General features: G+C 60.8%; 25 protein-coding genes. 21 read left to right on the forward strand and 4 right to left on the reverse strand.

Going from position 1 to position 25,616, the window contains the following annotated elements; all coding sequences use genetic code 11:
- The first annotated feature begins 14 nt into the window (after positions 1 to 14).
- The 9 genes from AS026_RS34715 (at position 15) to AS026_RS34755 (ending at position 7,932) form a co-directional block, all read left to right on the forward strand.
- Entirely contained in the window at positions 15 to 1,397 is a 1,383-nt protein-coding gene (locus tag AS026_RS34715; RefSeq protein WP_062375400.1) for a pyruvate dehydrogenase complex E1 component subunit beta, read from the forward strand.
- Positions 1,398 to 1,415: 18 nt separating this feature from the next.
- Positions 1,416 to 2,744 (forward strand): pyruvate dehydrogenase complex dihydrolipoamide acetyltransferase, encoded by a 1,329-nt coding sequence (locus AS026_RS34720; protein WP_025659023.1) that lies wholly within the window; start codon positions 1,416 to 1,418, stop codon positions 2,742 to 2,744.
- 19 nt (positions 2,745 to 2,763) lie between these two features.
- A complete protein-coding gene (locus AS026_RS34725) occupies positions 2,764 to 3,405 on the forward strand; it encodes an SGNH/GDSL hydrolase family protein (protein WP_025659022.1) in 642 nt (213 codons plus the stop codon).
- Between the two features lie 2 nt (positions 3,406 to 3,407).
- On the forward strand, positions 3,408 to 3,989 hold the full coding sequence (locus AS026_RS34730; RefSeq protein WP_018858803.1) for a GNAT family N-acetyltransferase: 582 nt from the start codon (positions 3,408 to 3,410) through the stop codon (positions 3,987 to 3,989).
- A 15-nt stretch (positions 3,990 to 4,004) separates the two neighbouring features.
- A complete protein-coding gene (lpdA, locus tag AS026_RS34735; RefSeq protein ID WP_062375402.1) occupies positions 4,005 to 5,450 on the forward strand; it encodes a dihydrolipoyl dehydrogenase in 1,446 nt (481 codons plus the stop codon).
- 121 nt (positions 5,451 to 5,571) lie between these two features.
- A complete protein-coding gene (locus AS026_RS34740; protein WP_025659020.1) occupies positions 5,572 to 5,820 on the forward strand; it encodes a GlsB/YeaQ/YmgE family stress response membrane protein in 249 nt (82 codons plus the stop codon).
- 42 nt (positions 5,821 to 5,862) lie between these two features.
- Positions 5,863 to 6,834 carry a lipoyl synthase gene (lipA, locus tag AS026_RS34745; protein WP_025659019.1) on the forward strand — a complete coding sequence of 324 codons (972 nt, stop codon included), beginning with the start codon at positions 5,863 to 5,865 and terminating at the stop codon, positions 6,832 to 6,834.
- Between the two features lie 72 nt (positions 6,835 to 6,906).
- Positions 6,907 to 7,479, forward strand: coding sequence for a P-loop NTPase family protein (locus AS026_RS34750; protein ID WP_062375405.1), 573 nt, complete (start codon positions 6,907 to 6,909; stop codon positions 7,477 to 7,479).
- A gap of 9 nt (positions 7,480 to 7,488) precedes the next feature.
- Positions 7,489 to 7,932, forward strand: a complete 444-nt coding sequence (locus tag AS026_RS34755) for a type II toxin-antitoxin system RatA family toxin (protein WP_025659017.1) — start codon at positions 7,489 to 7,491, stop codon at positions 7,930 to 7,932.
- Here the strand turns inward: AS026_RS34755 and AS026_RS34760 are convergent.
- On the reverse strand, positions 7,923 to 8,423 hold the full coding sequence (locus AS026_RS34760; protein ID WP_025659016.1) for a CinA family protein: 501 nt from the start codon (positions 8,421 to 8,423) through the stop codon (positions 7,923 to 7,925). The genes AS026_RS34755 and AS026_RS34760 overlap by 10 nt on opposite strands.
- 1 nt (position 8,424) lies before the next feature.
- Positions 8,425 to 9,636: a bifunctional 2-C-methyl-D-erythritol 4-phosphate cytidylyltransferase/2-C-methyl-D-erythritol 2,4-cyclodiphosphate synthase gene (locus tag AS026_RS34765; RefSeq protein ID WP_062375407.1), complete on the reverse strand. Its 1,212-nt coding sequence runs from the start codon at positions 9,634 to 9,636 to the stop codon at positions 8,425 to 8,427.
- A 235-nt stretch (positions 9,637 to 9,871) separates the two neighbouring features.
- Between AS026_RS34765 and dusB the strand changes: the two genes are divergently transcribed.
- The 8 genes from dusB (at position 9,872) to hflX (ending at position 19,904) form a co-directional block, all read left to right on the forward strand.
- Complete coding sequence (dusB, locus tag AS026_RS34770) at positions 9,872 to 10,798, forward strand: tRNA dihydrouridine synthase DusB (protein ID WP_245307737.1); 927 nt, start codon at positions 9,872 to 9,874, stop codon at positions 10,796 to 10,798.
- Positions 10,795 to 11,949 carry a two-component system sensor histidine kinase NtrB gene (locus AS026_RS34775; protein ID WP_062375412.1) on the forward strand — a complete coding sequence of 385 codons (1,155 nt, stop codon included), beginning with the start codon at positions 10,795 to 10,797 and terminating at the stop codon, positions 11,947 to 11,949. The genes dusB and AS026_RS34775 overlap by 4 nt, the downstream gene beginning before the upstream one ends.
- Positions 11,946 to 13,397 (forward strand): nitrogen regulation protein NR(I), encoded by a 1,452-nt coding sequence (gene ntrC, locus AS026_RS34780; protein ID WP_025659013.1) that lies wholly within the window; start codon positions 11,946 to 11,948, stop codon positions 13,395 to 13,397. Before AS026_RS34775 ends, ntrC begins: the two co-directional genes overlap by 4 nt.
- 190 nt (positions 13,398 to 13,587) lie before the next feature.
- A complete protein-coding gene (locus AS026_RS34785; RefSeq protein ID WP_062375415.1) occupies positions 13,588 to 15,858 on the forward strand; it encodes a sensor histidine kinase NtrY-like in 2,271 nt (756 codons plus the stop codon).
- Positions 15,848 to 17,212 carry a nitrogen assimilation response regulator NtrX gene (gene ntrX, locus AS026_RS34790; protein ID WP_062375417.1) on the forward strand — a complete coding sequence of 455 codons (1,365 nt, stop codon included), beginning with the start codon at positions 15,848 to 15,850 and terminating at the stop codon, positions 17,210 to 17,212. The genes AS026_RS34785 and ntrX overlap by 11 nt, the downstream gene beginning before the upstream one ends.
- A gap of 63 nt (positions 17,213 to 17,275) precedes the next feature.
- Positions 17,276 to 18,139, forward strand: a complete 864-nt coding sequence (locus tag AS026_RS34795) for a D-amino-acid transaminase (RefSeq protein WP_062375419.1) — start codon at positions 17,276 to 17,278, stop codon at positions 18,137 to 18,139.
- Between the two features lie 110 nt (positions 18,140 to 18,249).
- The gene (gene hfq, locus AS026_RS34800; protein WP_003539403.1) at positions 18,250 to 18,492 is read left to right on the forward strand and encodes an RNA chaperone Hfq; all 243 of its coding nucleotides are present in this window, start codon (positions 18,250 to 18,252) and stop codon (positions 18,490 to 18,492) included.
- 77 nt (positions 18,493 to 18,569) lie between these two features.
- The gene (hflX, locus tag AS026_RS34805; RefSeq protein WP_025659010.1) at positions 18,570 to 19,904 is read left to right on the forward strand and encodes a GTPase HflX; all 1,335 of its coding nucleotides are present in this window, start codon (positions 18,570 to 18,572) and stop codon (positions 19,902 to 19,904) included.
- A 64-nt stretch (positions 19,905 to 19,968) separates the two neighbouring features.
- On the opposite strand, the gene mazG is transcribed toward hflX, so the two are convergent.
- Positions 19,969 to 20,802, reverse strand: a complete 834-nt coding sequence (gene mazG, locus AS026_RS34810; protein ID WP_062375421.1) for a nucleoside triphosphate pyrophosphohydrolase — start codon at positions 20,800 to 20,802, stop codon at positions 19,969 to 19,971.
- Positions 20,803 to 20,808: 6 nt separating this feature from the next.
- Positions 20,809 to 21,396 (reverse strand): nucleoside deaminase, encoded by a 588-nt coding sequence (locus AS026_RS34815; RefSeq protein ID WP_025659008.1) that lies wholly within the window; start codon positions 21,394 to 21,396, stop codon positions 20,809 to 20,811.
- 262 nt (positions 21,397 to 21,658) lie between these two features.
- Here AS026_RS34815 and cysG point away from each other — a divergent pair, with 262 nt between their 5' ends.
- From cysG to AS026_RS34835, 4 genes are read left to right on the forward strand one after another with little or no spacing between them, the layout of a single operon-like run.
- Entirely contained in the window at positions 21,659 to 23,095 is a 1,437-nt protein-coding gene (cysG, locus tag AS026_RS34820) for a siroheme synthase CysG (RefSeq protein ID WP_062375492.1), read from the forward strand.
- Between the two features lie 2 nt (positions 23,096 to 23,097).
- Positions 23,098 to 23,412, forward strand: a complete 315-nt coding sequence (locus tag AS026_RS34825) for a DUF2849 domain-containing protein (RefSeq protein WP_062375424.1) — start codon at positions 23,098 to 23,100, stop codon at positions 23,410 to 23,412.
- A gap of 8 nt (positions 23,413 to 23,420) precedes the next feature.
- Positions 23,421 to 25,091 (forward strand): nitrite/sulfite reductase, encoded by a 1,671-nt coding sequence (locus tag AS026_RS34830; protein WP_025659006.1) that lies wholly within the window; start codon positions 23,421 to 23,423, stop codon positions 25,089 to 25,091.
- A gap of 10 nt (positions 25,092 to 25,101) precedes the next feature.
- Complete coding sequence (locus AS026_RS34835; protein ID WP_062375427.1) at positions 25,102 to 25,614, forward strand: DUF934 domain-containing protein; 513 nt, start codon at positions 25,102 to 25,104, stop codon at positions 25,612 to 25,614.
- The last annotated feature ends 2 nt before the right edge of the window (positions 25,615 to 25,616 follow it).

A 25,616-nucleotide genomic window follows, 5' to 3' on the forward strand; every position in this document is an offset into this window, starting at 1 on the left:
GGGAGGGACGACCCATGCCAATCGATATTCTCATGCCCGCCCTCTCTCCGACGATGGAAGAAGGCACGCTTTCCAAGTGGCTCAAGCAGGAAGGCGACACCGTCAAGTCTGGTGACGTGATCGCCGAAATCGAAACCGACAAGGCAACGATGGAAGTCGAAGCCGTCGATGAAGGCGTCATCGGCAAGCTCCTGGTTCCGGCCGGCACAGAAAACGTGAAGGTCAATGCCAAGATCGCGGTCCTGCTTCAGGACGGCGAATCGGCGTCCGACATCTCTGCCGCACCTGCGGCGCAGCGCGCACCTGCCGCTGCCGCTTCGCAGGCGGAAGAAAAGCCTGCTGCCGCTGCTGCTCCGGTTCCGGCCGAGCCGAAGGCTGCCGTGCCGAACGATCCGGAAATTCCGGCTGGTACGGAAATGGTCTCCATGACTGTTCGCGAAGCGCTTCGCGATGCCATGGCCGAAGAAATGCGCGCCGACGACAGCGTCTTCGTCATGGGCGAAGAAGTTGCCGAATACCAGGGCGCCTACAAGGTCACCCAGGGTCTTCTGCAGGAATTCGGCGCCCGCCGCGTCATCGACACCCCGATCACCGAGCACGGCTTTGCCGGCGTCGGCGTCGGTGCTGCCATGTCCGGTCTGAAGCCGATCGTCGAGTTCATGACCTTCAACTTCGCCATGCAGGCGATCGACCAGATCATCAACTCCGCCGCCAAGACGCTCTACATGTCCGGTGGCCAGATGGGTGCTCCGATCGTCTTCCGCGGCCCGAACGGTGCAGCTGCCCGCGTCGGTGCCCAGCACAGCCAGGACTACTCGGCATGGTACAGCCAGATCCCGGGCCTCAAGGTCGTCATGCCCTACACGGCATCCGACGCAAAGGGTCTGCTCAAGGCTGCCATCCGCGATCCGAACCCTGTTGTCTTCCTCGAGAACGAAATCCTCTACGGTCAGCATTTCGATGTGCCGAAGCTCGATAATTTCGTTCTCCCGATCGGCAAGGCTCGCATCCATCGTCCGGGCAAGGACGTCACGATCGTCTCCTTCGGCATCGGCATGACCTATGCCACCAAGGCCGTCGCCGAACTCGAAAAGATCGGCATCGATGCCGAGCTGATCGATCTGCGCACGCTGCGCCCGATGGACCTTCCGACCGTGATTGAATCGGTCAAGAAGACCGGCCGTCTGGTCACCGTCGAGGAAGGCTATCCGCAGAACTCGGTCGGCACCGAAATCGCTACTCGCGTCATGCAGCAGGCCTTTGACTACCTCGATGCGCCGGTTCTCACGATCGCCGGCAAGGACGTTCCGATGCCCTACGCCGCCAATCTCGAGAAGCTCGCACTGCCGAGCGTCGCCGAGGTCGTCGATGCCGTAAAGGCCGTTTGCTACAAGTAACAAGGGGAGGGTATTTCGATGCCTATCAACATCACGATGCCTGCCCTCTCTCCGACGATGGAAGAAGGCAATCTGGCCAAGTGGCTCGTCAAGGAAGGCGACACGGTCAAGTCGGGCGACATCATTGCGGAAATCGAAACCGACAAGGCAACGATGGAAGTCGAAGCCGTCGATGAGGGGACGGTTGCCAAGATCGTCGTTCCTGCCGGCACGGAAGGCGTCAAGGTCAATGCCTTGATCGCCGTGCTTGCTGCCGATGGCGAAGATGTATCCGCTGCTGCAAGCGGTGCAGGCTCTGCCGCACCGGCGCCGAAGGCTGCTGAAGCCCCGAAGACGGAAGCAGCGCCGGCAGCACCGGCTCCGGCTGCTGCCGCACCGGTTCCTGCAGCGGCTCCCGCAGGCGGAAATCGCACCTTCTCCTCGCCGCTTGCGCGTCGACTCGCCAAGGAATCCGGTATCGATCTCTCGGCCATATCAGGCTCCGGCCCTCACGGCCGCGTTGTCAAGAGCGATGTCGAAGCGGCCGTGTCAGGTGGTGGTGCAAAGGCTGCTCCGGCTGCTGCTGCTCCGCAGGCTGCCGCACCGGCTCCTGCTGCAGCCCCGAAGGGCGCATCGGACGAGAGCGTTCTCAAGCTGTTCGAACCGGGCTCTTACGAGCTCGTGCCGCATGATGGCATGCGCAAGGTCATCGCCAAGCGCCTCGTCGAGTCCAAGCAGACTGTGCCGCACTTCTACGTCACCGTGGATTGCGAGCTCGATGCACTGATGTCTCTGCGTGCCCAGCTGAACGATGCCGCTCCCCGCAAGGATGGTGCGCCGTCCTACAAGCTGTCGGTCAACGATATGGTCATCAAGGCTATGGCGCTGGCTCTGCGCGATGTTCCGGATGCGAACGTCTCCTGGACCGAAGCCAACATGGTCAAGCACAAGCACGCCGATGTCGGCGTTGCCGTCTCGATCCCTGGCGGCCTGATCACCCCGATCATCCGCAAGGCCGAGGAGAAGACCCTGTCGGCCATCTCCAACGAGATGCGTGATCTCGGCAAGCGCGCCAAGGATCGCAAGCTGAAGCCCGAAGAATACCAAGGCGGAACCAGCTCGGTCTCCAACATGGGCATGATGGGCGTCAAGCAGTTCGCAGCCGTCATCAACCCGCCGCATGCAACGATCCTCGCAGTCGGCGCGGGCGAGCAGCGCCCCGTCGTCAAGAACGGCCAGCTGGCTGTCGCAACCGTGATGACGGTCACGCTGTCGACCGACCATCGCTGCGTCGACGGCGCGCTTGGTGCGGAACTGCTGCAGGCGTTCAAGGGCTACATCGAAAATCCGATGGGTATGCTCGTCTGAGACCGGAGCGGAGGCGGAAATGACGAAGACCGTTCTTTGCTATGGTGACTCGCTGACTTGGGGCTATGACGCCGACACGATCGGACGTCATGCCTACAAGGATCGTTGGCCAAGTGCGCTTCAGGCGGCACTCGGCAACGAAGTGCGGATCATCGCTGAAGGATTGAATGGGCGAACCACCGCCTTCGACGACCATCTCGCCGACTGCGACCGGAATGGCGCACGCATCCTTCCGACGATTCTGCAGAGCCATGCGCCGATTGATCTCGTCATTTTGCTGCTCGGCACCAACGACATGAAGCCTGTCGTGGCGGGTTCGGCCTTTGCCGCCTGCCAGGGCATCGCCCGGCTGGTGCGGTTGATCCGCAACCATGCCTGGCCCTTCGAATTCGACGGTCCGGACATCCTGATTGTCGCGCCGCCGAAGGTGCGTGAGACGGCAAACGTGCCATTTGCGGCATCGTTCGTCGGCGCTATCGAGGAGTCGGCAAAGCTTCCGACCCTTTATCGTGATCTCGCGGACGAGCTCGGCTGCGGCTTCTTCGACGGCAATTCAGTGGCGAAGACGACACCTCTCGACGGTATTCACCTCGACGCTGAAAATACCCGCGCTCTCGGGCGCGGCATGGAATCGACTGTGCGGATGATGCTGGGGCTTTGAGCATGGGATCCTTCGCTTCGCTTCGTCCCGCGACGCGGGAGGATGCGACGGAGCTGGCTTTACTCACGGACATCGCTTCCCATGGTTTCGCCTCCTGGCTCTGGCTGGTGGAGCTTGGAAACGGTGGCGGCGATACGCCGATGGAGCGTGGACGGCAGAAGCTGCGTGGCGACCAGGGGCAAGGCAACTGGAGCGACGCCGTGATTGCAGAAGCCCATGGCGAGATCGCGGGAGCCGCGATCGGCTACGGTCTCGGCGAAGGCATACGGAATATCGAGGCGGATCGCCCGGCGCTGAAGCCGGTCATCGATCTGCAGAAAATGGTGGTGGGAAGCTGGTTTGTCGGAACGCTCGGTGTCTACAGCCATCTGCGTGGCATCGGGATCGGTCGACGGCTTCTCATGGATCAGATTGAGCGTGCGGAAAATGCGCCGGTCAGCCTGATTACCGCAGGTTACAACGAGGCGGCTCTGTCGCTTTACAAGAAGAATGGATTTTCGGAGGCGGCGCGAACGAATGCCGTGGCCTTCTTCGAAAACGGCAGGAAACACGAGTGGGTGCTTCTCACCCGCGACGCCCGATAGCAAAGGCAGGGAAACATGGCTGAGAACTACGACGTCATCATCATCGGCTCCGGACCAGGGGGCTATGTCGCCGCTGTGCGCGCCAGCCAGCTCGGTCTCAAGACCGCGATCGTCGAACGCGAGCATCTGGGCGGCATTTGCCTGAACTGGGGCTGCATTCCAACCAAGGCTCTGCTCCGCTCGGCCGAAATTCTCGACCATTCCAACCACCTGAAGGACTACGGTCTCGTGCTGGAAGGCAAGGTTAGCGCCGACGTGAAGGCGGTCGTTGCCCGCTCGCGCGCCGTCTCCGCACGCCTCAACGGAGGCGTCGGCTTCCTGATGAAGAAGAACAAGGTCGACGTGATCTGGGGCGAGGCCAAGATCACCAAGCCGGGTGAGATCGTCGTCGGCAAGTCCTCGAAGCCGGTCGTCGAGCCACAGCATCCCGTGCCGAAGGGCGTCAAGGGCGAGGGCACTTACACCGCCAAGCACATCATCGTTGCAACGGGTGCGCGTCCCCGCGCCCTGCCGGGCATCGAGCCGGACGGTAAGCTGATCTGGACCTATTTCGAAGCGCTGAAGCCGGATGTACTGCCGAAGTCGTTGATCGTCATGGGCTCGGGCGCGATCGGCATCGAATTCGCAAGCTTCTATCTGTCGATGGGCGTGGACGTGACGGTGGTCGAAGTCTTGCCTACCATCATGCCGGTCGAGGATGCGGAAGTTACTGCGATCGCCCGCAAGCAGATGGAAAAGCGCGGCATGAAGATCTTCACGAGCGCCAAGGTCGCGAAGGTCGAAAAATCCGCCAACAGCATCACCGCGCATGTCGAGACGTCGGATGGAAAGATACAGCAGATCACGGCGGATCGCATGATTTCGGCTGTCGGCGTGCAGGGCAACATCGAAAACCTCGGCCTTGAGGGTGTCGGCGTCAAGACGGATCGCGGCTGCGTCGTCATCGACGGCTACGGCAAGACCAACGTTCCTGGCATTTACGCGATCGGTGACGTCGCCGGCCCGCCGATGCTCGCTCACAAGGCGGAGCACGAAGGCGTCGTCTGCGTCGAGAAGATCGCCGGCCTGCCGAACGTTCATGCGACCGACAAGGGCAAGGTCCCGGGCTGCACCTACTGCAACCCGCAGGTTGCCTCCGTCGGTCTCACGGAAGCCAAGACCAAGGAATTGGGCCGCGACATCCGTGTCGGTCGCTTCTCCTTTGCCGCCAACGGCAAGGCGATCGCGCTTGGCGAAGATCAGGGTCTCTGCAAGGTCATCTTCGACAGGAAGACCGGCGAGCTGCTCGGCGCCCACATGGTTGGCGCTGAGGTCACCGAGCTCATCCAGGGCTTTGTCGTCGCAATGAACCTAGAGACCACGGAAGAGGAACTGATGCACACGATCTTCCCGCATCCGACGGTTTCCGAAACGATGAAGGAAGCGGTTCTGGATGCTTATGGTCGTGTCCTGAACGCTTGATCGTTTCCTCCCTATTGTCGAAGGTGGAAAAAGCAAAAGCCGATCATCATGTTTATGGTGTGTCGGCGCCATCATCGTGGTTCTGATCGCAAGGGCGATATCGTAAAGGGGCGAGGGCAGGATGGAAGGCGTAGGGTGGATCGCAGCGATCATCATCGGCGGCTTTGCGGGTTGGCTCGCGGGCAAGCTGATGGAGGTCCGCTACGGAGTATTGCTCAATATCGTGCTCGGCATCGTCGGCTCGGTGGTCGCAACTGCGATTCTGGCGCAATTTCATATAGAGGTGGCCGGCGGCAGGCTCGGCTACTTCATCACGGGTTTTCTTGGTGCCTGCTTGCTGATATTCGTCGCGCGGCTAGTCCGCCGATAGATAGGGCTTTTGCCGCATGGAGCGGCGGAGATTTGAACTGCCATGGTAACCATTCTCGATACGATCAATCCTGACACCAAGCGTGTGCGGCATCCCGAAAAGGCCCATCGGCCTGACCAGGAGGTCCTGCGCAAGCCGGATTGGATCCGCGTCAAGGCGCCAACCTCCAAGGGGTACGCGGAGACGCGCTCGATCGTGAAGGAGCATAAGCTCGTCACCGTTTGCGAAGAGGCTGGTTGCCCCAATATCGGCGAGTGCTGGGACAAGAAGCACGCGACCTTCATGATCATGGGCGAGATCTGTACCCGCGCCTGCGCCTTCTGCAACGTCTCGACCGGCAAGCCGAACGCGCTCGACATGGCCGAGCCGGAGAATGTCGCCAAGGCGGTAAAGGAGATGGGGCTCTCCCACGTCGTCATCACTTCGGTCGACCGCGATGATCTGGAAGACGGCGGCGCCGAGCATTTCGAGAAGGTGATCTGGGCGATCCGTGCTGCCTCGCCGACGACGACCATCGAAATCCTGACGCCCGACTTCCTGAAGAAGCCCGGTGCCCTGGAGCGCGTCGTTGCCGCAAAGCCCGACGTCTTCAATCACAACATGGAAACGGTTGCCGGCAACTACCTGACGGTTCGTCCGGGAGCTCGTTACTTCCACTCCATCCGCCTGCTGCAGCGTGTGAAGGAACTGGACCCCACCATGTTTACCAAATCGGGCATCATGGTCGGTCTCGGCGAGGAACGAAACGAAGTGCTGCAGCTGATGGACGACTTGCGGACCGCAGACGTCGACTTCCTGACCATCGGCCAGTACCTGCAGCCAACCCGCAAGCACCACGCGGTGATGAGCTTCGTTACGCCTGACGAATTCAAGTCCTACGAGACGGTCGCCTATACCAAGGGCTTCCTGATGGTGGCTTCGAGCCCGCTGACGCGTTCGTCGCACCATGCCGGCGACGACTTCGCACGCCTGAAGGCCGCACGCGAGAAAAAGCTGCTGATCGCAGCGGAATAATCAACGAGCGCTTGCATTTTTCAAAAGCCGCGGCGATCTTCCCGCGGCTTTTTGTTTGCAGAGGCGACGAGAATGCCGGCTTATATCGACGATATGCGAAAGGTTGCCGGACTGCTGCGCCAGTCCGAGCGCATCATGGTCATCGGCTGCTCCGGCGGCGGCAAGAGCACCTTGTCGCGAAAACTCAGCCGCAAGCTCGATCTTCCTTATTTTTCCATGGATAAAGAGTTCTTCTGGCTGCCGGGCTGGGTCAAGCGCCCGAAAGGGGAAGAGCGCCATCTGATCGGTAACGTCGTCGCCGGCGAACGTTGGCTCATGGACGGAACCGGCCCATCCACCTTCGATATTCGTGTCCCCCGCACGGAGCTGGTCGTCTGGGTACGCATGCCGCGCTGGCTTTGTCTGTGGGGAATCTGCAAACGCGCGTTCCTCCATCTCGGAAGGACGCGGCCAGACATGGCGCCCGGATGCCTGGAGCGAGTGCCGGACCGGGAGTTTCTCACTTACATCTGGATGTTCGAGAAGCGGTTCGCGCCCCTGGTGATTGCTGCTCTCGACAAGCATGGCCCGAATGTTCCGGTTTTTCAGCTGAAAAGCCGGCGGGAGGTGAACCACCTTCTTGATCTTCTCGGCGCTCCTACTTAACTGCCGATCATGCCTCAGTTCGAAACGCATCACTCCGTCCCGCATTCCGCCGATCAGATGTTCGATCTCGTCGCCGACATCGAGCATTATCCCCAGTTTCTTCCGCTCTGCGAGGCGCTAAGCATTCGCAGCCGCAAGGAACGTGACGGCAAGGTTCTGCTGATCGCCGATATGACCGTCGGTTACAAGGCGATCCGCGAAACCTTCACGACGCAGGTGCTGTTGAACCGGGCCGAGCGCCTCATCGAGGTCAAGTATATCGATGGACCATTCCGCTATCTCGACAACCGCTGGCGTTTCGAGGAGACGGCAACAGGCTCCAACATTCACTTCTTCATCGACTACGAGTTCAAGAGCCGCATCCTGGGGGCAGTCATGGGGTCGATGTTCGATCGCGCCTTCCGCATGTTCTCGGAAGCCTTCGAAACGCGGGCGACGAAGATTTACGGCTGAGCCAGTTCCTGGATCATGCCAAGCGCGGTCCTGACCGTCGCAAGCCGCACCTCACCGCGACCGATGTCGCCGTAGAGCATCTTCCGATGAATAAGCCCGCCAGAGCGCGACTTGGCCGCGAGGTGGACGAGACCGACCGGTTTCTCCACCGATCCACCGCTTGGCCCGGCAACGCCCGTTACGGCGACGGCAATGGCCGCGCGGGAGCGGAAGAGGGCGCCGTGCACCATTTGCCGCGCCGTCTCCTCCGAGACCGCGCCGAAGCGGATCAGCGTTTCTTCCTGCACGCCAAGCATCTCCATCTTGGCGGTATTGGTATAAGTGACGAAGCCTCTGTCCACGACAGAAGACGATCCTGAGATTTCCGTGAGCGCGCCAGCGATCAGTCCGCCGGTGCAGGATTCTGCCGTCGAAACCATCAGCCCCGCCGACGTGAAATCGCGAATGATCGCTTCTGCTTGCACGATGATGTCGTTCGGGAAGGTGCTCATCTCATGTGCTCCGATAGGCGACGGTTGCCGTGGCGATCGCGGCGATGCCCTCACGCCGGCCGACAAAGCCGATCTTCTCGTTGGTCGTCGCCTTGACTGAGCAGCGGTCGATCGAGATGCCCAGGAACTCGGACAGCTTGGCGCGCATCTCGTCGCGATGCGGCCCGACTTTCGGTGCTTCGGCGATCAGCGACACGTCGGCGTTCATGATGGCGCCGCCACGCTCGCGCACGATCTTTGCCGCATGTTCGATGAAGATGCGCGACGGCGCGCCCTTCCACTGCGGATCAGATGGCGGAAAATGATCGCCGATGTCGCCCGCTCCACAGGTCGCAAGCAGTGCGTCAGTCAACGCGTGGAGCGCTACGTCCGCGTCGGAGTGACCCTTGAGCTTCTGGTCATGCGGTATGAAGACGCCGCAGAGTGTTACGCCGTCGCCCGGCTCGAGCTGATGGACGTCGTAGCCGTTGCCGGTGCGCACATCGGGGAGCGCCTGTACTGAAAGTCTGCTGTCTGCCATTGCGATGTCCCGTTTGACCGTCAGTTTTACATTGTCCGCCAGACCCTCGGCGATCCGCACCGGAATACCGGCCCATTCGGCAATGGCGGCGTCGTCGGTGAAATCGGTGAGATTTGCCACGGCCGCCTTTTCGTGGGCGGCAAGGATGGGCTCGAAGGCGAAAGACTGCGGCGTTTGCGCTGCGTAGAGATGATCGCGGGAAACGGTGTCGAGGACAGTTCCATCATGATCTGCTCGCTTCAGCGTGTCGGCGACGGGCATGGCGGGGAGAATTGCCGGCACGCCCTCCGAGAGCAGGCCAGCGATGCGATCGAGAAGCGCATGATCGAAGAAGGGCCGCACTGCGTCGTGGATCAGAACATGCGAGATATTCTTGCCGCGCAAATGGCGCAGTCCCGCTAAGACGGATTGTTGGCGCGTAGCGCCGCCGTGAACCGCATCGATCGGCGTGCCGGACTGGACCTGCCCGGCAGCCTTAGCAAACAGCGCCTCGTCGTCGGGGTGAATGACCACGACGATGTGGCGGGCAAGCTCCCAGCTGGCGAACTTCTCCAGTGTGTGAGTGATGACAGGCCTGCCGCCAATCGCCCGATACTGCTTCGGTCCCTCTTCGGAGGCGCCCGCGCGTTCGCCGCGGCCGGCCGCGACGACGACGATACCTATTGCTGGTTGCTTTTGATGCATTTGCGGCATAAATCCTCAAAGCGCGATTTTTTACCGGTGCTTAGCGGCTTGGCGCATCGAATTCCAGCATTTGCTCGAAAAATGTCAATTCGCGCACTGCCCTCTTGGCAAGCCATTCAAACCTGTCTAAAAATAGTGCACGCATTTTGCGTGCCTGAAAGATAATCAATTGTTGAGCTTCGACCTCGCATCACCTTTGCGGATTGGACCTGTGGGAGTCAGGAACCGTGTTGTGCTGGCGCCTATGTCTGGCGTGACGGACATGCCGTTCCGGCAACTGGCGTGGCGTCATGGCGCAGGGCTTGTGGTCACCGAAATGGTAGCAAGCCGCGAACTGGTCAACAGCACTGCCGAATCATGGGCACGCCTCGAAAGCGCGGGGTTTGAGCCCCACATGGTTCAGCTCGCTGGCCGTGAAGCCCATTGGATGGCGGAGGCCGCGAAGATCGCTGCCGACCATGGCGCCGACATCATCGATATCAACATGGGATGCCCCGCCAAGAAAGTGATTGGCGGTTACTCCGGCTCCGCCTTGATGCGCGATCCCGATCACGCCCTCGGCCTCATCGAGGCGACAGTCAAGGCCGTCAGCGTTCCCGTGACCCTGAAGATGCGGCTCGGTTGGGACGAGAATTCGATCAACGCGCCTGAGATTGCGCGCCGCGCCGAAGAGGCTGGCGTTCAGCTCGTTACGATCCATGGCCGCACGCGCATGCAGTTTTACGAGGGTCGGGCAGACTGGGATGCGATCCGCGCGGTTCGCGATGCCATTACCGTGCCCTTGGTTGCAAACGGCGATGTCGAAACCGTCGAGGATGCACATGAGATTCTGCGTCGCTCGGGAGCCGATGCCGTCATGATCGGTAGGGGCTGCCAGGGCAGGCCGTGGCACGCCGGCGTATTGGCTGGGCAACCGGCGCCCGAAGTGTGGGAAGTCCCCGACATTGCGACCGAGCACTACAGAATGATGCTCGAATTTTACGGTGAGGCAGTCGCCGTTCGCCATGCAAGGAAGCACCTTGGCTGGTATCTCGACCGTTTTGCGCCTGGTCTTGCAGCGCAGGAAAAGGCCGCGATCATGACGGCGCGGGAGCCCGACGACGTAGCTGCAAGGTTTTATAATGCATTAATGGCTGCGGCATCGAACACGCAGACCCGGGAGGCTGCATGACGAATGACGTGCCATCGTCGATCGACAACGGCGGTAGCGCAGTTGCGATCGCTGTGCTCAACGCGATCCAGAATCCGGTCGTGATGGTCAACGAGGCTGGCCTCGTCGCCTTCGCAAATTGGGAAGCGGAAGCCTTCTTCGGTGCCAGCGCCGCCCACCTCGCGCGGTACAAGATCTCGACCTTTATCCCATTTGGCAGTCCGCTGCTGGCCTTGATCGACCAGGTTCGCGAACGGCGAGCACCGATCAACGAGTATCGCGTCGACTTGAGCTCGCCGCGCCTCGGACAGGACAAGCTTGTCGACTTGTATGTTGCCCCTGTCGTCAGCGATCCAGGCTCCGTCGTGATCGTGTTCCAAGAGCGGTCGATGGCGGACAAGATCGACCGGCAGCTGACGCATCGTGCGGCGGCCCGCTCGGTCACGGGGCTTGCCTCCATGCTGGCGCATGAGATCAAGAATCCGCTTTCCGGTATTCGCGGTGCAGCGCAGCTGCTAGAGCAATCGGTCGTCGACGACGACCGCGCATTGACGCGGCTGATCTGCGACGAAACGGACCGCATCGTCTCGCTCGTGGACCGCATGGAAGTCTTCTCGGACGAACGCCCCGTTGATCGGATGCCGGTCAATATCCACTCCGTTCTCGATCACGTGAAGGCCGTGGCGAAGGCGGGATTTGCGCGGCACCTCCGGATCACCGAGAACTACGACCCGTCGTTGCCGTCGGTCTACGCGAACCGCGATCAGCTTGTTCAGGTGTTCCTCAATCTCGTGAAGAATGCCGCCGAGGCCGTCGGCGATCGCTCGGATGGCGAGATCGTTTTGACGACGGCTTACCGCTCCGGCATTCGTCTGTCGGTCGCCGGCACGCGTGAAAAGATTTCGCTGCCGCTGGAGTTTTGTGTTCAGGACAACGGTCCGGGCGTGCCGGCGGACCTTCTGCCGCATCTGTTTGATCCGTTCATTACGACCAAGACGAACGGCAGCGGCCTTGGCCTCGCGCTCGTCGCTAAGATTATTGGGGACCACGGCGGCATTATTGAATGCGACAGCCAGACCAACCGCACGACATTCCGCGTCTTGATGCCGGCCTCCAAGGACGCATCGGTGGACGACGCAACGACCATAACTCCCACAGGACCTACTCGATGACAGCAACGATCCTCGTCGCGGATGATGATGCGGCAATTCGTACCGTGCTTAATCAGGCTCTGAGCCGCGCCGGCTATGACGTGCGAATTACCTCCAACGCCGCCACGCTCTGGCGTTGGGTGTCGGCAGGCGAGGGCGATCTTGTCGTAACCGATGTCGTGATGCCGGATGAAAATGCGTTCGATCTCCTGCCGCGCATCAAGAAGGCCCGCCCGGATCTCCCCGTGCTTGTCATGAGCGCCCAGAACACCTTCATGACGGCGATCAAGGCTTCCGAAAAGGGCGCCTACGATTACCTGCCAAAACCATTCGATTTGACGGAACTGATCGGCATCATCGGCCGTGCGCTGGCCGAGCCGAAGCGCAGGCCAGCCAAGCTTGACGAGGACATGCAGGACGGAATGCCGCTTGTCGGCCGTTCGGCCGCGATGCAGGAAATCTATCGCGTCCTTGCGCGCCTGATGCAGACCGATCTGACGCTGATGATCACCGGCGAGTCCGGTACCGGCAAGGAACTGGTGGCGAGGGCGCTCCATGACTACGGCAAGCGCCGCAACGGGCCGTTTGTCGCGATCAACATGGCGGCGATCCCGCGCGATCTGATCGAATCCGAGCTCTTCGGCCACGAGAAGGGTGCGTTCACCGGCGCCCAGACGCGTTCGACCGGTCGCTTCGAGCAGGCCGAAGGCGGCACGCTTTTCCTCGACGAAATTGGTGATATGCCGATGGATGCCCAGACGCGCCTCCTGCGCGTCTTGCAGCAAGGCGAGTACACCACTGTCGGTGGCCGCACACCGATCCGCACCGACGTTCGGATCGTCGCGGCGACCAACAAGGATCTGAAGCAGGCGATTAATCAGGGACTTTTCCGCGAGGATCTCTACTATCGCCTAAACGTCGTTCCGCTGCGTCTGCCGCCGTTGCGTGATCGTGCGGAGGATATCCCGGATCTTGTGCGCCACTTCGTCCAGCAGGCGGAAAAGGAAGGCCTTGGCTCCAAGCGCTTCGATCAGGAGGCGCTCGATCTGATGAAAGCCTACGCCTGGCCGGGCAACGTGCGCGAGCTCGAGAACCTCATTCGCCGGCTGATGGCGCTTTATCCACAGGATGTGATCACCCGCGAAATCATCGAAGCCGAGCTTCGGTCCGATGTGCCGGATAGCCCGATCGACAAGGGGCCGATGCGTAACGGCAACATGACTATCGCCCAGGCTGTCGAAGAAAATATGCGCACATACTTCGCCGGTTTCGGCGACGGCCTGCCGCCACCCGGGCTTTACGATCGTGTATTGACGGAAATGGAGTATCCGCTGATTCTAGCCGCACTGACGGCGACGCGCGGCAACCAGATCAAGGCGGCTGACCTTTTGGGGTTGAACCGCAATACGCTGCGCAAGAAGATCAGAGAGCTTGGCGTATCGGTGTACAGAAGCTCCCGCACTGCTTGACAATGTGACTGGCGACGTTGCATTTTCGCCACAATGCGTTGCTTAGAAGTCACGCATGGGGTTCGGGTTTTCGGAGCTGTCTAAGAGAGCAGCGGCACTTGCCGTTGCGTTGCGGAGGCAGGCTGGCGGCTTCCGCCCTGGTCCGCGGGAGCGGCGGAGGCGATTGCCTGCCGCCAGGAGAAATAAGCGAATGGAACAGGATGCAATGCCGCCTGCGGCGGAAGGCGAAGCTGTCACGGCCGTGACCGATCGCCGTGCCCTGTTTGCGCTGCCGGGCCTGATCCTTGCCGGTGGTGCGCTTCTCTGTGCCACGCTGACGCTCTTCGTTCTGCTCGGGCTGACCCCGATCGCGCCGACTTACCATGTCGTTGTCACCTCGGTTGTCGTGAACTCGTTTTTCGTGTTGGGTCTGATGGCCCTCATCGCACGCGAGGTCTCCCGCCTGCTCAAGGCGCGGAAACGCGGGCGAGCGGCGGCGCGCCTTCATATCCGCATCGTTGTGCTCTTCTCAATCGTCGCGATCACCCCGGCGATCCTTGTTGCGATTTTCGCCAGTATTACGCTGAATGCCGGCCTCGACCGGTGGTTTGCGCTCCGCACGCAATCGATCGTCAGTTCCTCCCGAAACATCGGGCAGGCCTACATGATGGAGAATGCGAGCTACCTGCAGGGCCAGACTGTCTCGATGGCGAATGACCTCGAGCGCAACAGGGCTCTGTTCAATCTCGATCGCACCGGCTTTTCCGATTTGATGACGCGGCAGGCGCGGGGCCGCGGGCTGCTCGGTGCTTTCCTTGTCCAGTCTGACGGCTCGGTGATCACCCAGGCTGATATCAAGACCGAGAAGCCGTTGCCGGCAATTCCCCAGGATGCGTTGAACAAGGCCGCGGCCGGCCAGCCGACCTTGATTCCGCCGGGCATAACCAACCTGGTGGGCGCCATCATCAAGCTCGATGCGATTGACGGCGCGTTCCTCTACACGGTCCGCGCGGTCGATCCCAAGGTCATGGGCGCAATGCGTCTCATGGAGGAGAACGCCACAGAATACAAATCCATGGAGGCAGGGCGTTTCTCGCTGCAGATCGCCTTCGCGGTTCTCTACATCGGCTTTGCCCTTATCGTTTTGCTTGCCGCCATCTGGACGGCAATTGCCGTGGCTGACCGTATCGTGCGTCCGATCCGTCTGCTGATTACGGCGGCGGACAGCGTGGCCTCCGGCAACATGGACATTGTCGTGCCTGTCCATTCCGTGGACGGCGACGTTGCCAACCTCTCGCGGACCTTCAACAAGATGATCTCGGAAATTCGTACACAGCGCGACGAGATCCTGGAGGCCAAGGATGAGGTGGACGACCGCCGTCGTTTCATCGAAGCGGTTCTATCCGGCGTGACCGCCGCGGTCATCGGTGTCGAGCACGACCGCAGGGTCACCATCGTCAACAGTTCCGCAGAAGCGCTTATGGCATTGCCGGCGTCGGACATGCTTGGCAAGCAACTCTCCGAGATCGCGCCCGAAGTCGACCAGGTCCTGACGGAAGCCGCCTCCCGCTATCGTGGCGATTTCCGCAAGCAGATTGCCCTCGTGCGAGCTGGCACCGTGCGGACGCTGAGCGTCCAGGTGACGCGCGAGGAAGTACGCGACATGAGCGAATCCTATGTCATCACGCTCGACGACATCACCGACCTCGTTATCGCACAGCGCTCGACGGCATGGGGCGACGTCGCCCGACGCATCGCTCATGAAATTAAGAATCCGTTGACGCCGATTCAGTTGTCTGCAGAACGCATTCAGCGCCGCTACGGCAAACAGATCAACCAAGATGACCGCAGCGTCTTCGACCAGTGCACCGAGACCATCATCCGGCAAGTGGGTGACATTGGCCGCATGGTGGATGAGTTCTCGTCGTTTGCCCGGATGCCGAAGCCGATCAAGGAGCCGAGCGATCTCCGCAAGATCCTGCATGATGCGGTGTTCCTGCGCGAGATGGGCAACAGCCACGTGAGCTTCCAGCAGGAACTGGGCGACCAGCCGCTGGAAGGGCTGTTCGACAGCCGCATGCTCGGTCAGGCATTCGGCAATCTGATCAAGAATTCCGTGGAGGCGATTGAAGCCGTGCCGAGCGGAGAGCGCGACGAGCGCAAGATCCTCGTTCGTGCCTCGCTCGATCCGGCGCGGGATCGCTTCACCGCCGATGTGATCGACAACGGTCGCGGCCTGCCGGTCGAGAACCGCCACAGCATTCTGGAACCCTATACGACGATGCGCGAGAAGGGCACCGGACTTGGCCTGGCGATCGTAAAGAAGATTATTGAGGAACATGGTGGGCAGCTCGAATTGCATGATGCGCCCGCTGATTTCGACCAGGGAAGAGGGGCCATGATCCGCGTGCATCTGCCACGTCTGGAAACTGCGCCTTCTGCTCCGGCCGCAAGTGACAAGGAAAGTGTTTATGGCCTCTGATATTCTGGTCGTCGACGACGAGCACGACATCCGCGAGATCGTCTCCGGTATCCTGTCTGACGAAGGACATGAGACCCGTACGGCACATGACAGCGACAGTGCGCTGGCTGCGATCTCCGATCGTGCGCCGCGGCTGATCTTCCTCGACATCTGGATGCAGGGCAGCAAGCTCGACGGTCTGTCGCTTCTGGACGAGATCAAGACGCGCCACCCAGACATCCCTGTCGTCATGATCTCGGGTCACGGCAACATCGAGACGGCTGTTTCCGCCATCAAGCGGGGCGCGTTCGACTTCATCGAAAAGCCATTCAAGGCCGATCGACTGATCCTGATCGCGGAGCGCGCGCTAGAGAATTCGAAGCTGAAGCGCGAAGTATCCGAACTCAAGCGCAAGGCTGGCGATCCGGTCGAACTTATCGGTACCTCCGTTGCCGTCTCGCAGCTCCGCCAGACGATCGAGAAGGTATCGCCGACCAACAGCCGCATCATGATCTTTGGCTCGTCGGGTTCCGGCAAGGAGCTTGTGGCCCGTATGATCCACAAGAAGTCGACGCGCGCGAATGGTCCCTTCGTGGCACTGAATGCCGCCAATATCACGCCTGATCGCATGGAGATTGCGCTGTTCGGTACGGAAGGGTCGCCTGGCCAGGCGCGCAAGATCGGCGCGCTGGAAGAGGCACACCGTGGCATTCTCTACCTCGACGAAGTCGGCGAAATGCCGCGCGAGACGCAGAACAAGATCCTCCGCGTTCTTGTCGATCAGCAGTTCGAGCGCGTGGGGGGCTCCAAGCGGGTGAAGGTCGATGTGCGCATCATCTCGTCGACGGCCTACAATCTCGAGACCCGCATCGCCGAGGGTTGGTTCCGCGAAGATCTCTATCATCGCCTTGCCGTGGTGCCCGTGCGCGTACCGGCACTCGCCGAACGGCGCGAAGACATTCCGTTCCTGGTCGATCAGCTGATGCGGCAGATTTCCGAACAGGCCGGCATCCGTCCCCGCCGCATTGGCGACGACGCGATGGCCGTGCTACAGGCCCATGATTGGCCGGGCAATATCCGCCAACTGCGCAACAACATCGAGCGGCTGATGATCCTTGCCCGTTCCGACGGTCCGGATGCGCCGATCACTGCAGAGATGCTGCCGACTGACCTTGGCGACATGTTGCCAAAGGTTTCGGCCAAGAACGACTATCACATCATGACGCTGCCGCTTCGCGAGGCACGAGAGATGTTCGAGAAGGACTACCTGATCGCGCAAATCAATCGCTTTGGCGGCAATATCTCGCGCACCGCGGAGTTTGTCGGCATGGAGCGCTCGGCGCTTCACCGCAAGTTGAAGTCGCTCGGCGTCTGAGACACGGGCGGCGCTGCGGCGCCGTCCTAATTCTCTCTGCTATAACTCCCGCACAGGTTCACCATGCCCAGAATAGCCTATGTGAACGGCCGCTATGTCACGCACTCGAATGCCATGGTCCATATCGAGGATAGAGGCTATCAGTTCGCGGATGGCGTCTATGAAGTCTGTGAAATCAGGCATGGCTATATCGTTGATCTTACACGCCATCTGAACAGGCTGGACCGATCGCTTGGTGAGTTGCGTATTGCCTGGCCAATGAGCCGCAACGCGCTGACCCGTGTCATTCGCGAAACGCTGCGGCGCAATCGCGTCCGCAACGGTCTCTTTTACCTGCAGATCACCCGTGGGGTTGCACGGCGCGATCATGTGTTTCCCGCAGAAGGAACGATGCCGTCGCTGGTCATCACCGCCAAGAGCACCGATCCTTCGATCATCGCGAGGAAGAACGCGACAGGCATCAAGGCGATCACCGTGCCCGACAATCGCTGGGACCGTGTCGATATCAAGTCCGTCGGTCTCTTGCCGAACGCCATGGCGCGCCAGCACGCGAAGGAAGCCGGTGCGCAGGAGGCGATCTTTGTGGACGCCGATGGCATGGTGAAAGAGGGAGCTGCGACCAATGTCTGGATCGTCGATCGCGACGGCACTCTCGTTACGCGTCCGGCTGAACATGGCATTCTGCGCGGCATTACCCGCACGACGCTGATCGATGTCGGCGCCAAGCTGGGCCTGAAGATCGAGGAGCGGAAATTCTCGGTCGCGGAGATGCTTGCGGCGCGTGAGGTGTTCATCACGGCGGCCACGAGCATCTGCTTTCCGGTTGTGTCGATCGATGGCCAGCCGATCACAAATGGCCATCCAGGCAGCGTCTCCCAGAAAATTAGGGAGGCCTTTTTCGACGTTGCGGAAAAGATTGCGATTTGATACCAAGACTTTCTGGGCAGATGGGATGAGGGTTGTCGGCTGCCTGCAGGCGAGGTTGATTAGTATTTCACCGGCGGAATGAAGCCGGCAATAAAGAAAGAAGCGGCGCGATGGCGGAACGTTCTCAGAATCTGCAGGACTTATTTCTCAATACTGTACGCAAACAAAAGATTTCACTGACAATCTTCTTGATCAATGGCGTGAAGCTGACCGGAGTTGTCACCTCGTTCGACAATTTTTGCGTTCTGCTTCGCCGTGACGGCCATTCGCAACTCGTGTATAAACACGCAATCTCGACCATCATGCCCGGCCAGCCGATGCAGATGTTCGAAAGCGAAGAAGCTGCTTCCTAACGGGACCTGCAATTATCTCGACACGCGATACCAAAAACGATTCGATCATCCCGGAAGCAGCCAAGCACCGGGATGATATGCGCGCGACCGTCGTCGTGCCCGTGCTCAAGCAGGGGCGCGCCGGACGCAGTGCGGGCGATGCTGCGCCTGTGGTCACCCGCACGCCCGAGAGCCGCCTGGAAGAGGCGACCGGTCTTGCGCAGGCGATCGACCTCGATGTGGTGAATGGCACGATCGTCACCGTCAGCGATCCGCGACCCGCAACATTGATGGGCACGGGCAAGATCGAAGAGATCAAGGCGACGTTGGATGCGAATGATTCCGGTCTCGTGATCGTCGACCATCCGCTGACACCGGTACAGCAGCGCAATCTCGAGAAGGAATGGAACGCCAAGGTCATCGACCGCACCGGCCTCATCCTCGAGATCTTCGGCCGTCGTGCTTCCACCAAGGAAGGCACGCTGCAGGTCGATCTAGCTCATCTGAACTATCAGAAGGGCCGTCTGGTTCGCAGCTGGACCCACCTTGAGCGTCAGCGCGGCGGTGGCGGCTTCATGGGTGGTCCCGGTGAAACCCAGATCGAAGCCGACCGTCGCTTGCTGCAGGACCGCATCGTCAAGCTCGAGCGTGAGCTGGAACAGGTGGTTCGCACCCGCCAGCTGCATCGCGCCAAGCGCAAGAAGGTGCCGCATCCGATCGTGGCGCTTGTCGGCTATACCAACGCCGGCAAGTCGACACTGTTCAACCGGATCACCGGGGCAGGCGTGCTGGCCGAAGATATGCTGTTCGCAACGCTCGATCCGACGCTGCGCCGAATGAAGTTGCCACATGGCCGCACGGTGATCCTCTCAGACACCGTCGGTTTCATCTCGGACCTTCCGACCCACCTCGTCGCCGCTTTCCGCGCTACGCTGGAAGAGGTGCTGGAAGCCGACCTGATCCTTCATGTCCGCGACATGTTCGACGTCGACAATCAGGCGCAGAGTGCCGACGTGCTCCGCATCCTGAAGGACCTCGGCATCGACGAGGAAGAGGGCGACAAGCGCATCATCGAAGTCTGGAACAAGATCGATCGCCTTGAGCCGGAAGCGCACGATGCCATCGTCCAGAAGGCGAGCGGTGCCGAGAACGTCGTCGCCCTATCCGCAATCAGCGGCGAGGGTATCGATACCCTGATGGGAGAGATCAGCCGCAGACTGTCAGGCGTGCTGACCGAAGCGACTGTGCGCTTGCCTGTCGACAAGTTGGCGCTGCTGCCTTGGCTCTACGATCATGCGATCGTCGATAACCGCGAGGACAACGAGGACGGGTCGATCACGCTCGATGTACGTCTCTCGGAAACCGAAGCGGTCGAACTGGAGCGCCGCCTGGGCAACGGGCCGAAAGCCGCGAAAGAGGATTGGGAACGCTAGAGCTTCCTGCAGCGGGCTTCGCCTTACGCCCGGATTGGGCGTCACGCAAGGTAAGGATGTCGGCTCAGCCCAGTTGCCGCTCGATAGCCTTTGCCGCCTGCCAGATTTCTTCCATCCGCTCCAGGCTCGCCGCTTCCAAAGTTTCGCCTTCCGCGTCAAGAACGGCTTCGATATGACTGAAACGTCTACGAAATTTTGTATTCGTTCCGCGCAAGGAATCTTCCGGGTCAGCCTTTACATGCCTGCCGATATTGACCACGGCGAAGATGAGGTCGCCGAGCTCATCACTGACCTTTGCTTGATCGCCTTCCGCTAAGGCGACACGCAACTCGCCGATTTCCTCCTCGATTTTGTCGAGGATCGGTTCGGGCGCTGACCAATCGAAGCCCACCTTTGCAGCGCGTTCCTGCAGCTTCAGCGCCTCTGTCAGGGCAGGGAAGCTCCGCTGGACCGATCCGAGGAATCCCGTCTTGAAATCCTCGCTGACGCCGCGCTTGGCTCGCCGTTCGGCGCGCTCGCGCTTTTCTGCCTGCTTGATGTCGTCCCACTGCTTCCTCACCGCATCGGGCGTGTCGGCATCAGAACGGGCGAAGACATGCGGATGGCGGCGGATCATCTTGCGGGTGATTGCCTCAACGACGTCGCCAAAGGAGAATTCTCCCGCTTCCTCGGCCATGCGCGCATGGAACACGACCTGCAGCAGCAGGTCGCCCAACTCCTCGCAGAGGTCGTCCATGTCATTGCGCTCGATTGCGTCGGAGACTTCATAGGCCTCCTCGATCGTGTAGGGCTTTATCGTCTCGAACGTTTGGACGATGTCCCAGGGGCAGCCGGTTGCCGGATTGCGCAGCGCGGCCATGATCTCGATCAGGCGCGAAATGTCTTTTGAGGCTTCCATGGTCACTCAGTTCAGTGGAATGTCGTTGTCGCTCTTCGACGCCTGGTAGCTTTCCGAGAGCGCATCGTACCGCGCCTTGATGCGCGCAGTCTGTGTTTTCAGTTCGGCCTTCAAATGCTCTTCTTCGGTCTCGACGAGATCGGCAATGGCAAAGCTGTTCCAGAATGCATTGCTGCGCCTGTAGCCACCCGGTTCCAGACCGAAAACCTCCTTCAGGATCTTCAGGTCGTGAGGAATGGCGAAGGCGTCGCGCGAGTCCTCGTGGCTGAAGAAATAGTAGAAATTGTCGAACCCGGCCCAGGTGATCGCCGACATGCACATGGTGCAGGGTTCGTGCGTCGACAGAAAGATGAGATCCTTGGTGGCTTGCTTCTCGCCCAGTTCGTACAAGCGCTTCAGCGTGTGCACCTCGCCATGCCACAGCGGATTTTCAAGCTCGTTGTTGGTCTCGGCGATGACGAGCGAGAGGTCGGACTTGCGCAGGATCGCAGCGCCGAAGACCTTGTTGCCGGCAGCGACGCCGCGTTCGGTCATCGGCAGGATGTCCTGTTCCATGACGTTGAGCAGGCGGGCGGCGATGGTCTGGTCGGACATGGCTTTCTCCTTGGTAGCCGCACTCTACCGGTAGCGGCAGGCGAGGCAAATGCCGATTTCGACGGGGAGCGGGATTTGTCACAGCCTTTCTGCTGCGCTGCGGCAGACGCAGGTGTGTCCGCTGCGCCGCACCGGTGACTTTTACTCAAATCATTGAGAGAGCGAGTAAAAGAATACGTGTGCGCGCGGGCATTGGAATTTCTGTTTCTTCATTTGCCTGGGCAGAGAGTGCATATTCCGGCAACTTCGAAATGGATTGATGATGTCTCCCAAGACTGAACAACTGTCGGTATTTCCTGCCTTCTTTCGCGTCGAGGGCAGGATCGCGGCCGTCTTCGGCAATGGCGACGAGGCTTTCGCCAAGGTTCGTTTGCTGCTGAACACGCAGGCACGGGTTGTTGCCTATACCGATCATCCTGAGGCCGATTACCACGCCTATCTGATCGCCAATCGGATTGAGACGGTGCGCGCAGTTTTTGTGGACGAGCAAGTCCGTGGGGCAACACTCGTCTTTGCTGCGACCGGAGACGCGGTGCAGGATCGCGCCATCGTTGAGGCCGCGCGCGCCGAAAAGGTGCCCGCCAACGCCGTCGATCAGCCTGACTACTGCGATTTCTTCACGCCTGCTCTTGTCAATCGCGCGCCGGTCGCTGTCGCTATCGGCACCGAAGGTGCCGGGCCCGTGCTCGCACAGATGATCCGTGCACAGGTCGATCAAATTCTTGCACCGACGCTGGGCCGGCTGGCCGACCTTGCCATCGGCTATCGAAAGACTGTCGAGCATCTCGTGCCGAAGGGCGCTGCGCGTCGCCTGTTCTGGCGGCGTTTCTTCTCCGGCGCGGTCGCCGATGCTGTCGCCAGCGAGAACCTGCCGCAGGCGCGTCGTGCAGCCAACAGCCTGTTGCAGTCCGCTGAGAAGGTCGAGGGGCACATCTGGCTCGTCGGCGCCGGGCCGGGTGCTGCGGACCTGCTGACGCTGCGCGCCCAGCGCGTGATGATGGAGGCCGATGTCATCGTCTATGATGCCCTCGTGCCGCAGGAAATCGTCGACATGGGCCGCCGCGACGCCGAGCGCCTGTCGGTCGGCAAGCGCAAGGGATGCCATTCGAAGTCGCAGGAAGAGATCAACGATCTGCTCGTATATCTCGGTCGCGAAGGCAAGCGCGTGGTTCGCCTGAAGTCCGGCGATCCGCTGGTCTACGGCCGGGCAGGTGAGGAAATGGCGGCGCTGCGGGCTACGGGCATTTCCTATGAAGTGGTCCCCGGCATCACCTCGGCCTTCGCCGCCGCCGCCGATTTCGAGTTACCGCTGACGTTGCGTGGCGTGGCATCTTCGCTGGTCTTTACGACCGGCCACGATCTGACGGGTGATGTCCTGCCGGATTGGGCAAGCCTCGCCGTCTCAGGCGCAACGATCGCCGTATATATGGGGCGCACCGTCGCCGCTTCCGTCGCCGAGCGCCTGATGCAGGCTGGCCTTCCGGCAGAAACCACTGTCGCCGTCATCGAGAATGCCAGCCGTCCCAATCGCCGGCTGTTGCATGGGATTCTGCGGGATCTTCCTGATCTGCAGCACCGTGACGAGTTGACCGGCCCGGTTATGGTCATTATCGGCGATGCTGTAGCAGGCGCCAATTTCGAACTGTCGGAACCGCTCGTGCGCGAACGCGCCCGGTCCGAGGAATTTGCAAGGAGCTGAACATGGTGGACAAGGTCCTGACTGCCAACCGACTGACGGATGGCATCGCCGTCTGGCTGAACGCCAACGGCCAATGGGTGACCTCGCTGCAGGAAGCCCTTGTTGCTCGCCATACAGAAGCCGTCGATACGCTGGAAGCAATTGGCAAGAAGTCCTATGCCGACAATCAGGTCGTGGACGTAGCCGTCGTCGAGGTTCAGGAGAGCAATGGCGTGCTGTGGCCGCTGCGCTTGCGCGAACGCATTCGTGCCCAGGGCCCAACCATGGAATACGCGCCGGGCTACAAGCCCGCCGACCCCGCATTCATCGCAGTCTGAGGAAGCAGATGTATCGTTACGACGAATTTGACCACGCTTTTGTCGCCGAGCGCGTCGAGCAGTTCCGCGACCAGGTGCAGCGCCGCCTTTCCGGTGAGCTTGCCGAAGACGCGTTCAAGCCGCTGCGCCTGATGAACGGCGTCTATCTGCAGCTTCACGCCTACATGCTGCGTATCGCCATTCCTTACGGGACGCTGAGCTCGCGCCAGGTGCGGATGCTCGCTCATATCGCGCGCAAGTACGACCGCGGCTACGGCCACTTCACGACCCGCCAGAACCTGCAGTTCAACTGGCCGAAGCTCTCCGAAATCCCGGATGCGCTGTCCGAGCTGGCATCCGTTGAGATGCACGCTCTGCAGACGTCGGGAAATTGCATTCGCAATGTCACTGCTGACCATTTTGCAGGTGCAGCCGCAGACGAAATCGCGGATCCGCGTCCCTACGCCGAGATCCTGCGCCAGTGGTCCTCGGTGCATCCGGAATTCTCGTTCCTGCCGCGCAAGTTCAAGATTGCCGTCACCGGTGCCGAACGTGACCGCGCCGCGATCCAGGTCCACGACATCGGCCTGCATCTGAAGAAGAACGAGAAGGGTGAAATCGGCTTTGCCGTTTATGTCGGTGGGGGCCAGGGCCGCACGCCGATGATCGCCAAGCTGATCCGCGATTTCCTTCCGGAGGAGGACCTGCTGTCCTATACGACAGCCATCGTGCGCGTTTACAACCTGCATGGCCGTCGCGACAACAAGTACAAGGCTCGCATCAAGATCCTCGTGCACGAAACAGGCGCGGAAGAGTTGGCGCGTCAGGTCGAGGCAGAGTTCGCGGAACTCAAGGACTCCGAGCTGAAGTTGCCGGAAGCTGATGTCGAAGCCATCGCCGCCTATTTTGCGCCGCCGGCCCTGCCAGATCGTGCCGAAGGCTGGGAAAATCTCGCTCGCTGGAAGAAGGCCGATCCGGCCTTCTCTCGCTGGGTGCAGCAGAACGTGCAGCCGCACAAGCATCCCGACTACGGCATGGTGACGATCTCCCTGAAGCCGATCGGCGGCATTCCGGGCGATGCTTCGGATAGCCAGATGGATGCCATTGCCGATATCGCTGAGGAATATGCCTTCGACGAAATCCGCGTCAGCCACGAGCAGAACCTGATCCTGCCGCATGTGGCGCTCGCCGATCTCGAAGCGGTCTATCGCGGTCTCGTCGCCATCGGCCTCGCCGAGGCCAATGCCGGTCTGATCACCGATATCATTGCCTGTCCGGGGCTGGACTACTGCGCGCTCGCCAATGCGCGCTCCATTCCTGTTGCGCAGGAAATTTCCCGGCGCTTCGGCGATCCGGATCGGCAGGCTGAGATCGGCGAGCTGAAGATCAAGATCTCCGGCTGCATCAATGCCTGCGGCCATCACCATGTCGGCCATATCGGCCTGCTGGGCGTGGAGAAGAAGGGCGCTGAGCTCTACCAGATCACGCTTGGCGGTTCGGGCGACGAGCATACGTCGATCGGCGAGATCATCGGCCGCGGCTTCGAGCCTGACAAGGTGACCGACGCGATCGAAACGATCGTCAACACCTATCTGACAATCCGCAAGGAGCCGTCTGAGATCTTCCTCGAAACCTATCGCCGCGTTGGTCCTCAGCCGTTCAAGGACGCGCTGTATGGTTCGGCGGCAGAAGCGGCGTAGGGAGGGGACGATGACCAAGATCTGGAGAGAAACCGGCTTCGTAGAGAACGATCCCTGGGTGATCGAGACTGAAGAGGTGAAGGCAGTCGAGGGGCAGAAGCCCCTTCTCGGCCTGGACGAGCTGATCGCCAGGGCCGACGAGAGCAACGAGGTCGGCTTCGGCGTGCTGATCAAGCCGGCGGACGATATTCGCAAGCTCGAGCCCTACCTCTATCGGCTTGAGATCGTCGCTGTCGCCTTCCCGGCGTTCAACGATGGCCGGGCCTTCAGCCATGCATCCCTCCTGCGCGACCGCCTTGGATACACCAACGAACTGCGCGCCGTCGGCGACGTGCTGATCGACCAGATTCCGCTGATGCAGCGGGTCGGCATCGACAGCTTCGCTGTCACCAACGAGACTGCGATAAAGCGCCTCACGGAACATCGCCTGCCGGGAATTCCGCATCATTATCAACCGGCTGTGCGTGACGCGGACGCTGGCAAGGGCTATAGTTGGCGCCGTCAGGCGAAGCCGGCTGCATAAGC

Origin of the sequence: Rhizobium altiplani, from assembly GCF_001542405.1 — a bacterium.
GTDB classification, from domain to species: Bacteria; Pseudomonadota; Alphaproteobacteria; order Rhizobiales; family Rhizobiaceae; genus Rhizobium; species Rhizobium altiplani.

Bases quoted from the DNA above. Each gene is read 5' to 3' on its own strand.
- AS026_RS34715 (WP_062375400.1), top strand. From the start codon at position 15: ATGCCAATCGATATTCTCATGCCCGCCCTCTCTCCGACGATGGAAGAA.
- AS026_RS34720 (WP_025659023.1), top strand. From the start codon at position 1,416: ATGCCTATCAACATCACGATGCCTGCCCTCTCTCCGACGATGGAAGAA.
- AS026_RS34725 (WP_025659022.1), top strand. From the start codon at position 2,764: ATGACGAAGACCGTTCTTTGCTATGGTGACTCGCTGACTTGGGGCTAT.
- AS026_RS34730 (WP_018858803.1), top strand. From the start codon at position 3,408: ATGGGATCCTTCGCTTCGCTTCGTCCCGCGACGCGGGAGGATGCGACG.
- lpdA (WP_062375402.1), top strand. From the start codon at position 4,005: ATGGCTGAGAACTACGACGTCATCATCATCGGCTCCGGACCAGGGGGC.
- AS026_RS34740 (WP_025659020.1), top strand. From the start codon at position 5,572: ATGGAAGGCGTAGGGTGGATCGCAGCGATCATCATCGGCGGCTTTGCG.
- lipA (WP_025659019.1), top strand. From the start codon at position 5,863: ATGGTAACCATTCTCGATACGATCAATCCTGACACCAAGCGTGTGCGG.
- AS026_RS34750 (WP_062375405.1), top strand. From the start codon at position 6,907: ATGCCGGCTTATATCGACGATATGCGAAAGGTTGCCGGACTGCTGCGC.
- AS026_RS34755 (WP_025659017.1), top strand. From the start codon at position 7,489: ATGCCTCAGTTCGAAACGCATCACTCCGTCCCGCATTCCGCCGATCAG.
- AS026_RS34760 (WP_025659016.1), bottom strand. From the start codon at position 8,423: ATGAGCACCTTCCCGAACGACATCATCGTGCAAGCAGAAGCGATCATT.
- AS026_RS34765 (WP_062375407.1), bottom strand. From the start codon at position 9,636: ATGCCGCAAATGCATCAAAAGCAACCAGCAATAGGTATCGTCGTCGTC.
- dusB (WP_245307737.1), top strand. From the start codon at position 9,872: ATGTCTGGCGTGACGGACATGCCGTTCCGGCAACTGGCGTGGCGTCAT.
- AS026_RS34775 (WP_062375412.1), top strand. From the start codon at position 10,795: ATGACGAATGACGTGCCATCGTCGATCGACAACGGCGGTAGCGCAGTT.
- ntrC (WP_025659013.1), top strand. From the start codon at position 11,946: ATGACAGCAACGATCCTCGTCGCGGATGATGATGCGGCAATTCGTACC.
- AS026_RS34785 (WP_062375415.1), top strand. From the start codon at position 13,588: ATGGAACAGGATGCAATGCCGCCTGCGGCGGAAGGCGAAGCTGTCACG.
- ntrX (WP_062375417.1), top strand. From the start codon at position 15,848: ATGGCCTCTGATATTCTGGTCGTCGACGACGAGCACGACATCCGCGAG.
- AS026_RS34795 (WP_062375419.1), top strand. From the start codon at position 17,276: ATGCCCAGAATAGCCTATGTGAACGGCCGCTATGTCACGCACTCGAAT.
- hfq (WP_003539403.1), top strand. From the start codon at position 18,250: ATGGCGGAACGTTCTCAGAATCTGCAGGACTTATTTCTCAATACTGTA.
- hflX (WP_025659010.1), top strand. From the start codon at position 18,570: ATGCGCGCGACCGTCGTCGTGCCCGTGCTCAAGCAGGGGCGCGCCGGA.
- mazG (WP_062375421.1), bottom strand. From the start codon at position 20,802: ATGGAAGCCTCAAAAGACATTTCGCGCCTGATCGAGATCATGGCCGCG.
- AS026_RS34815 (WP_025659008.1), bottom strand. From the start codon at position 21,396: ATGTCCGACCAGACCATCGCCGCCCGCCTGCTCAACGTCATGGAACAG.
- cysG (WP_062375492.1), top strand. From the start codon at position 21,659: ATGTCTCCCAAGACTGAACAACTGTCGGTATTTCCTGCCTTCTTTCGC.
- AS026_RS34825 (WP_062375424.1), top strand. From the start codon at position 23,098: ATGGTGGACAAGGTCCTGACTGCCAACCGACTGACGGATGGCATCGCC.
- AS026_RS34830 (WP_025659006.1), top strand. From the start codon at position 23,421: ATGTATCGTTACGACGAATTTGACCACGCTTTTGTCGCCGAGCGCGTC.
- AS026_RS34835 (WP_062375427.1), top strand. From the start codon at position 25,102: ATGACCAAGATCTGGAGAGAAACCGGCTTCGTAGAGAACGATCCCTGG.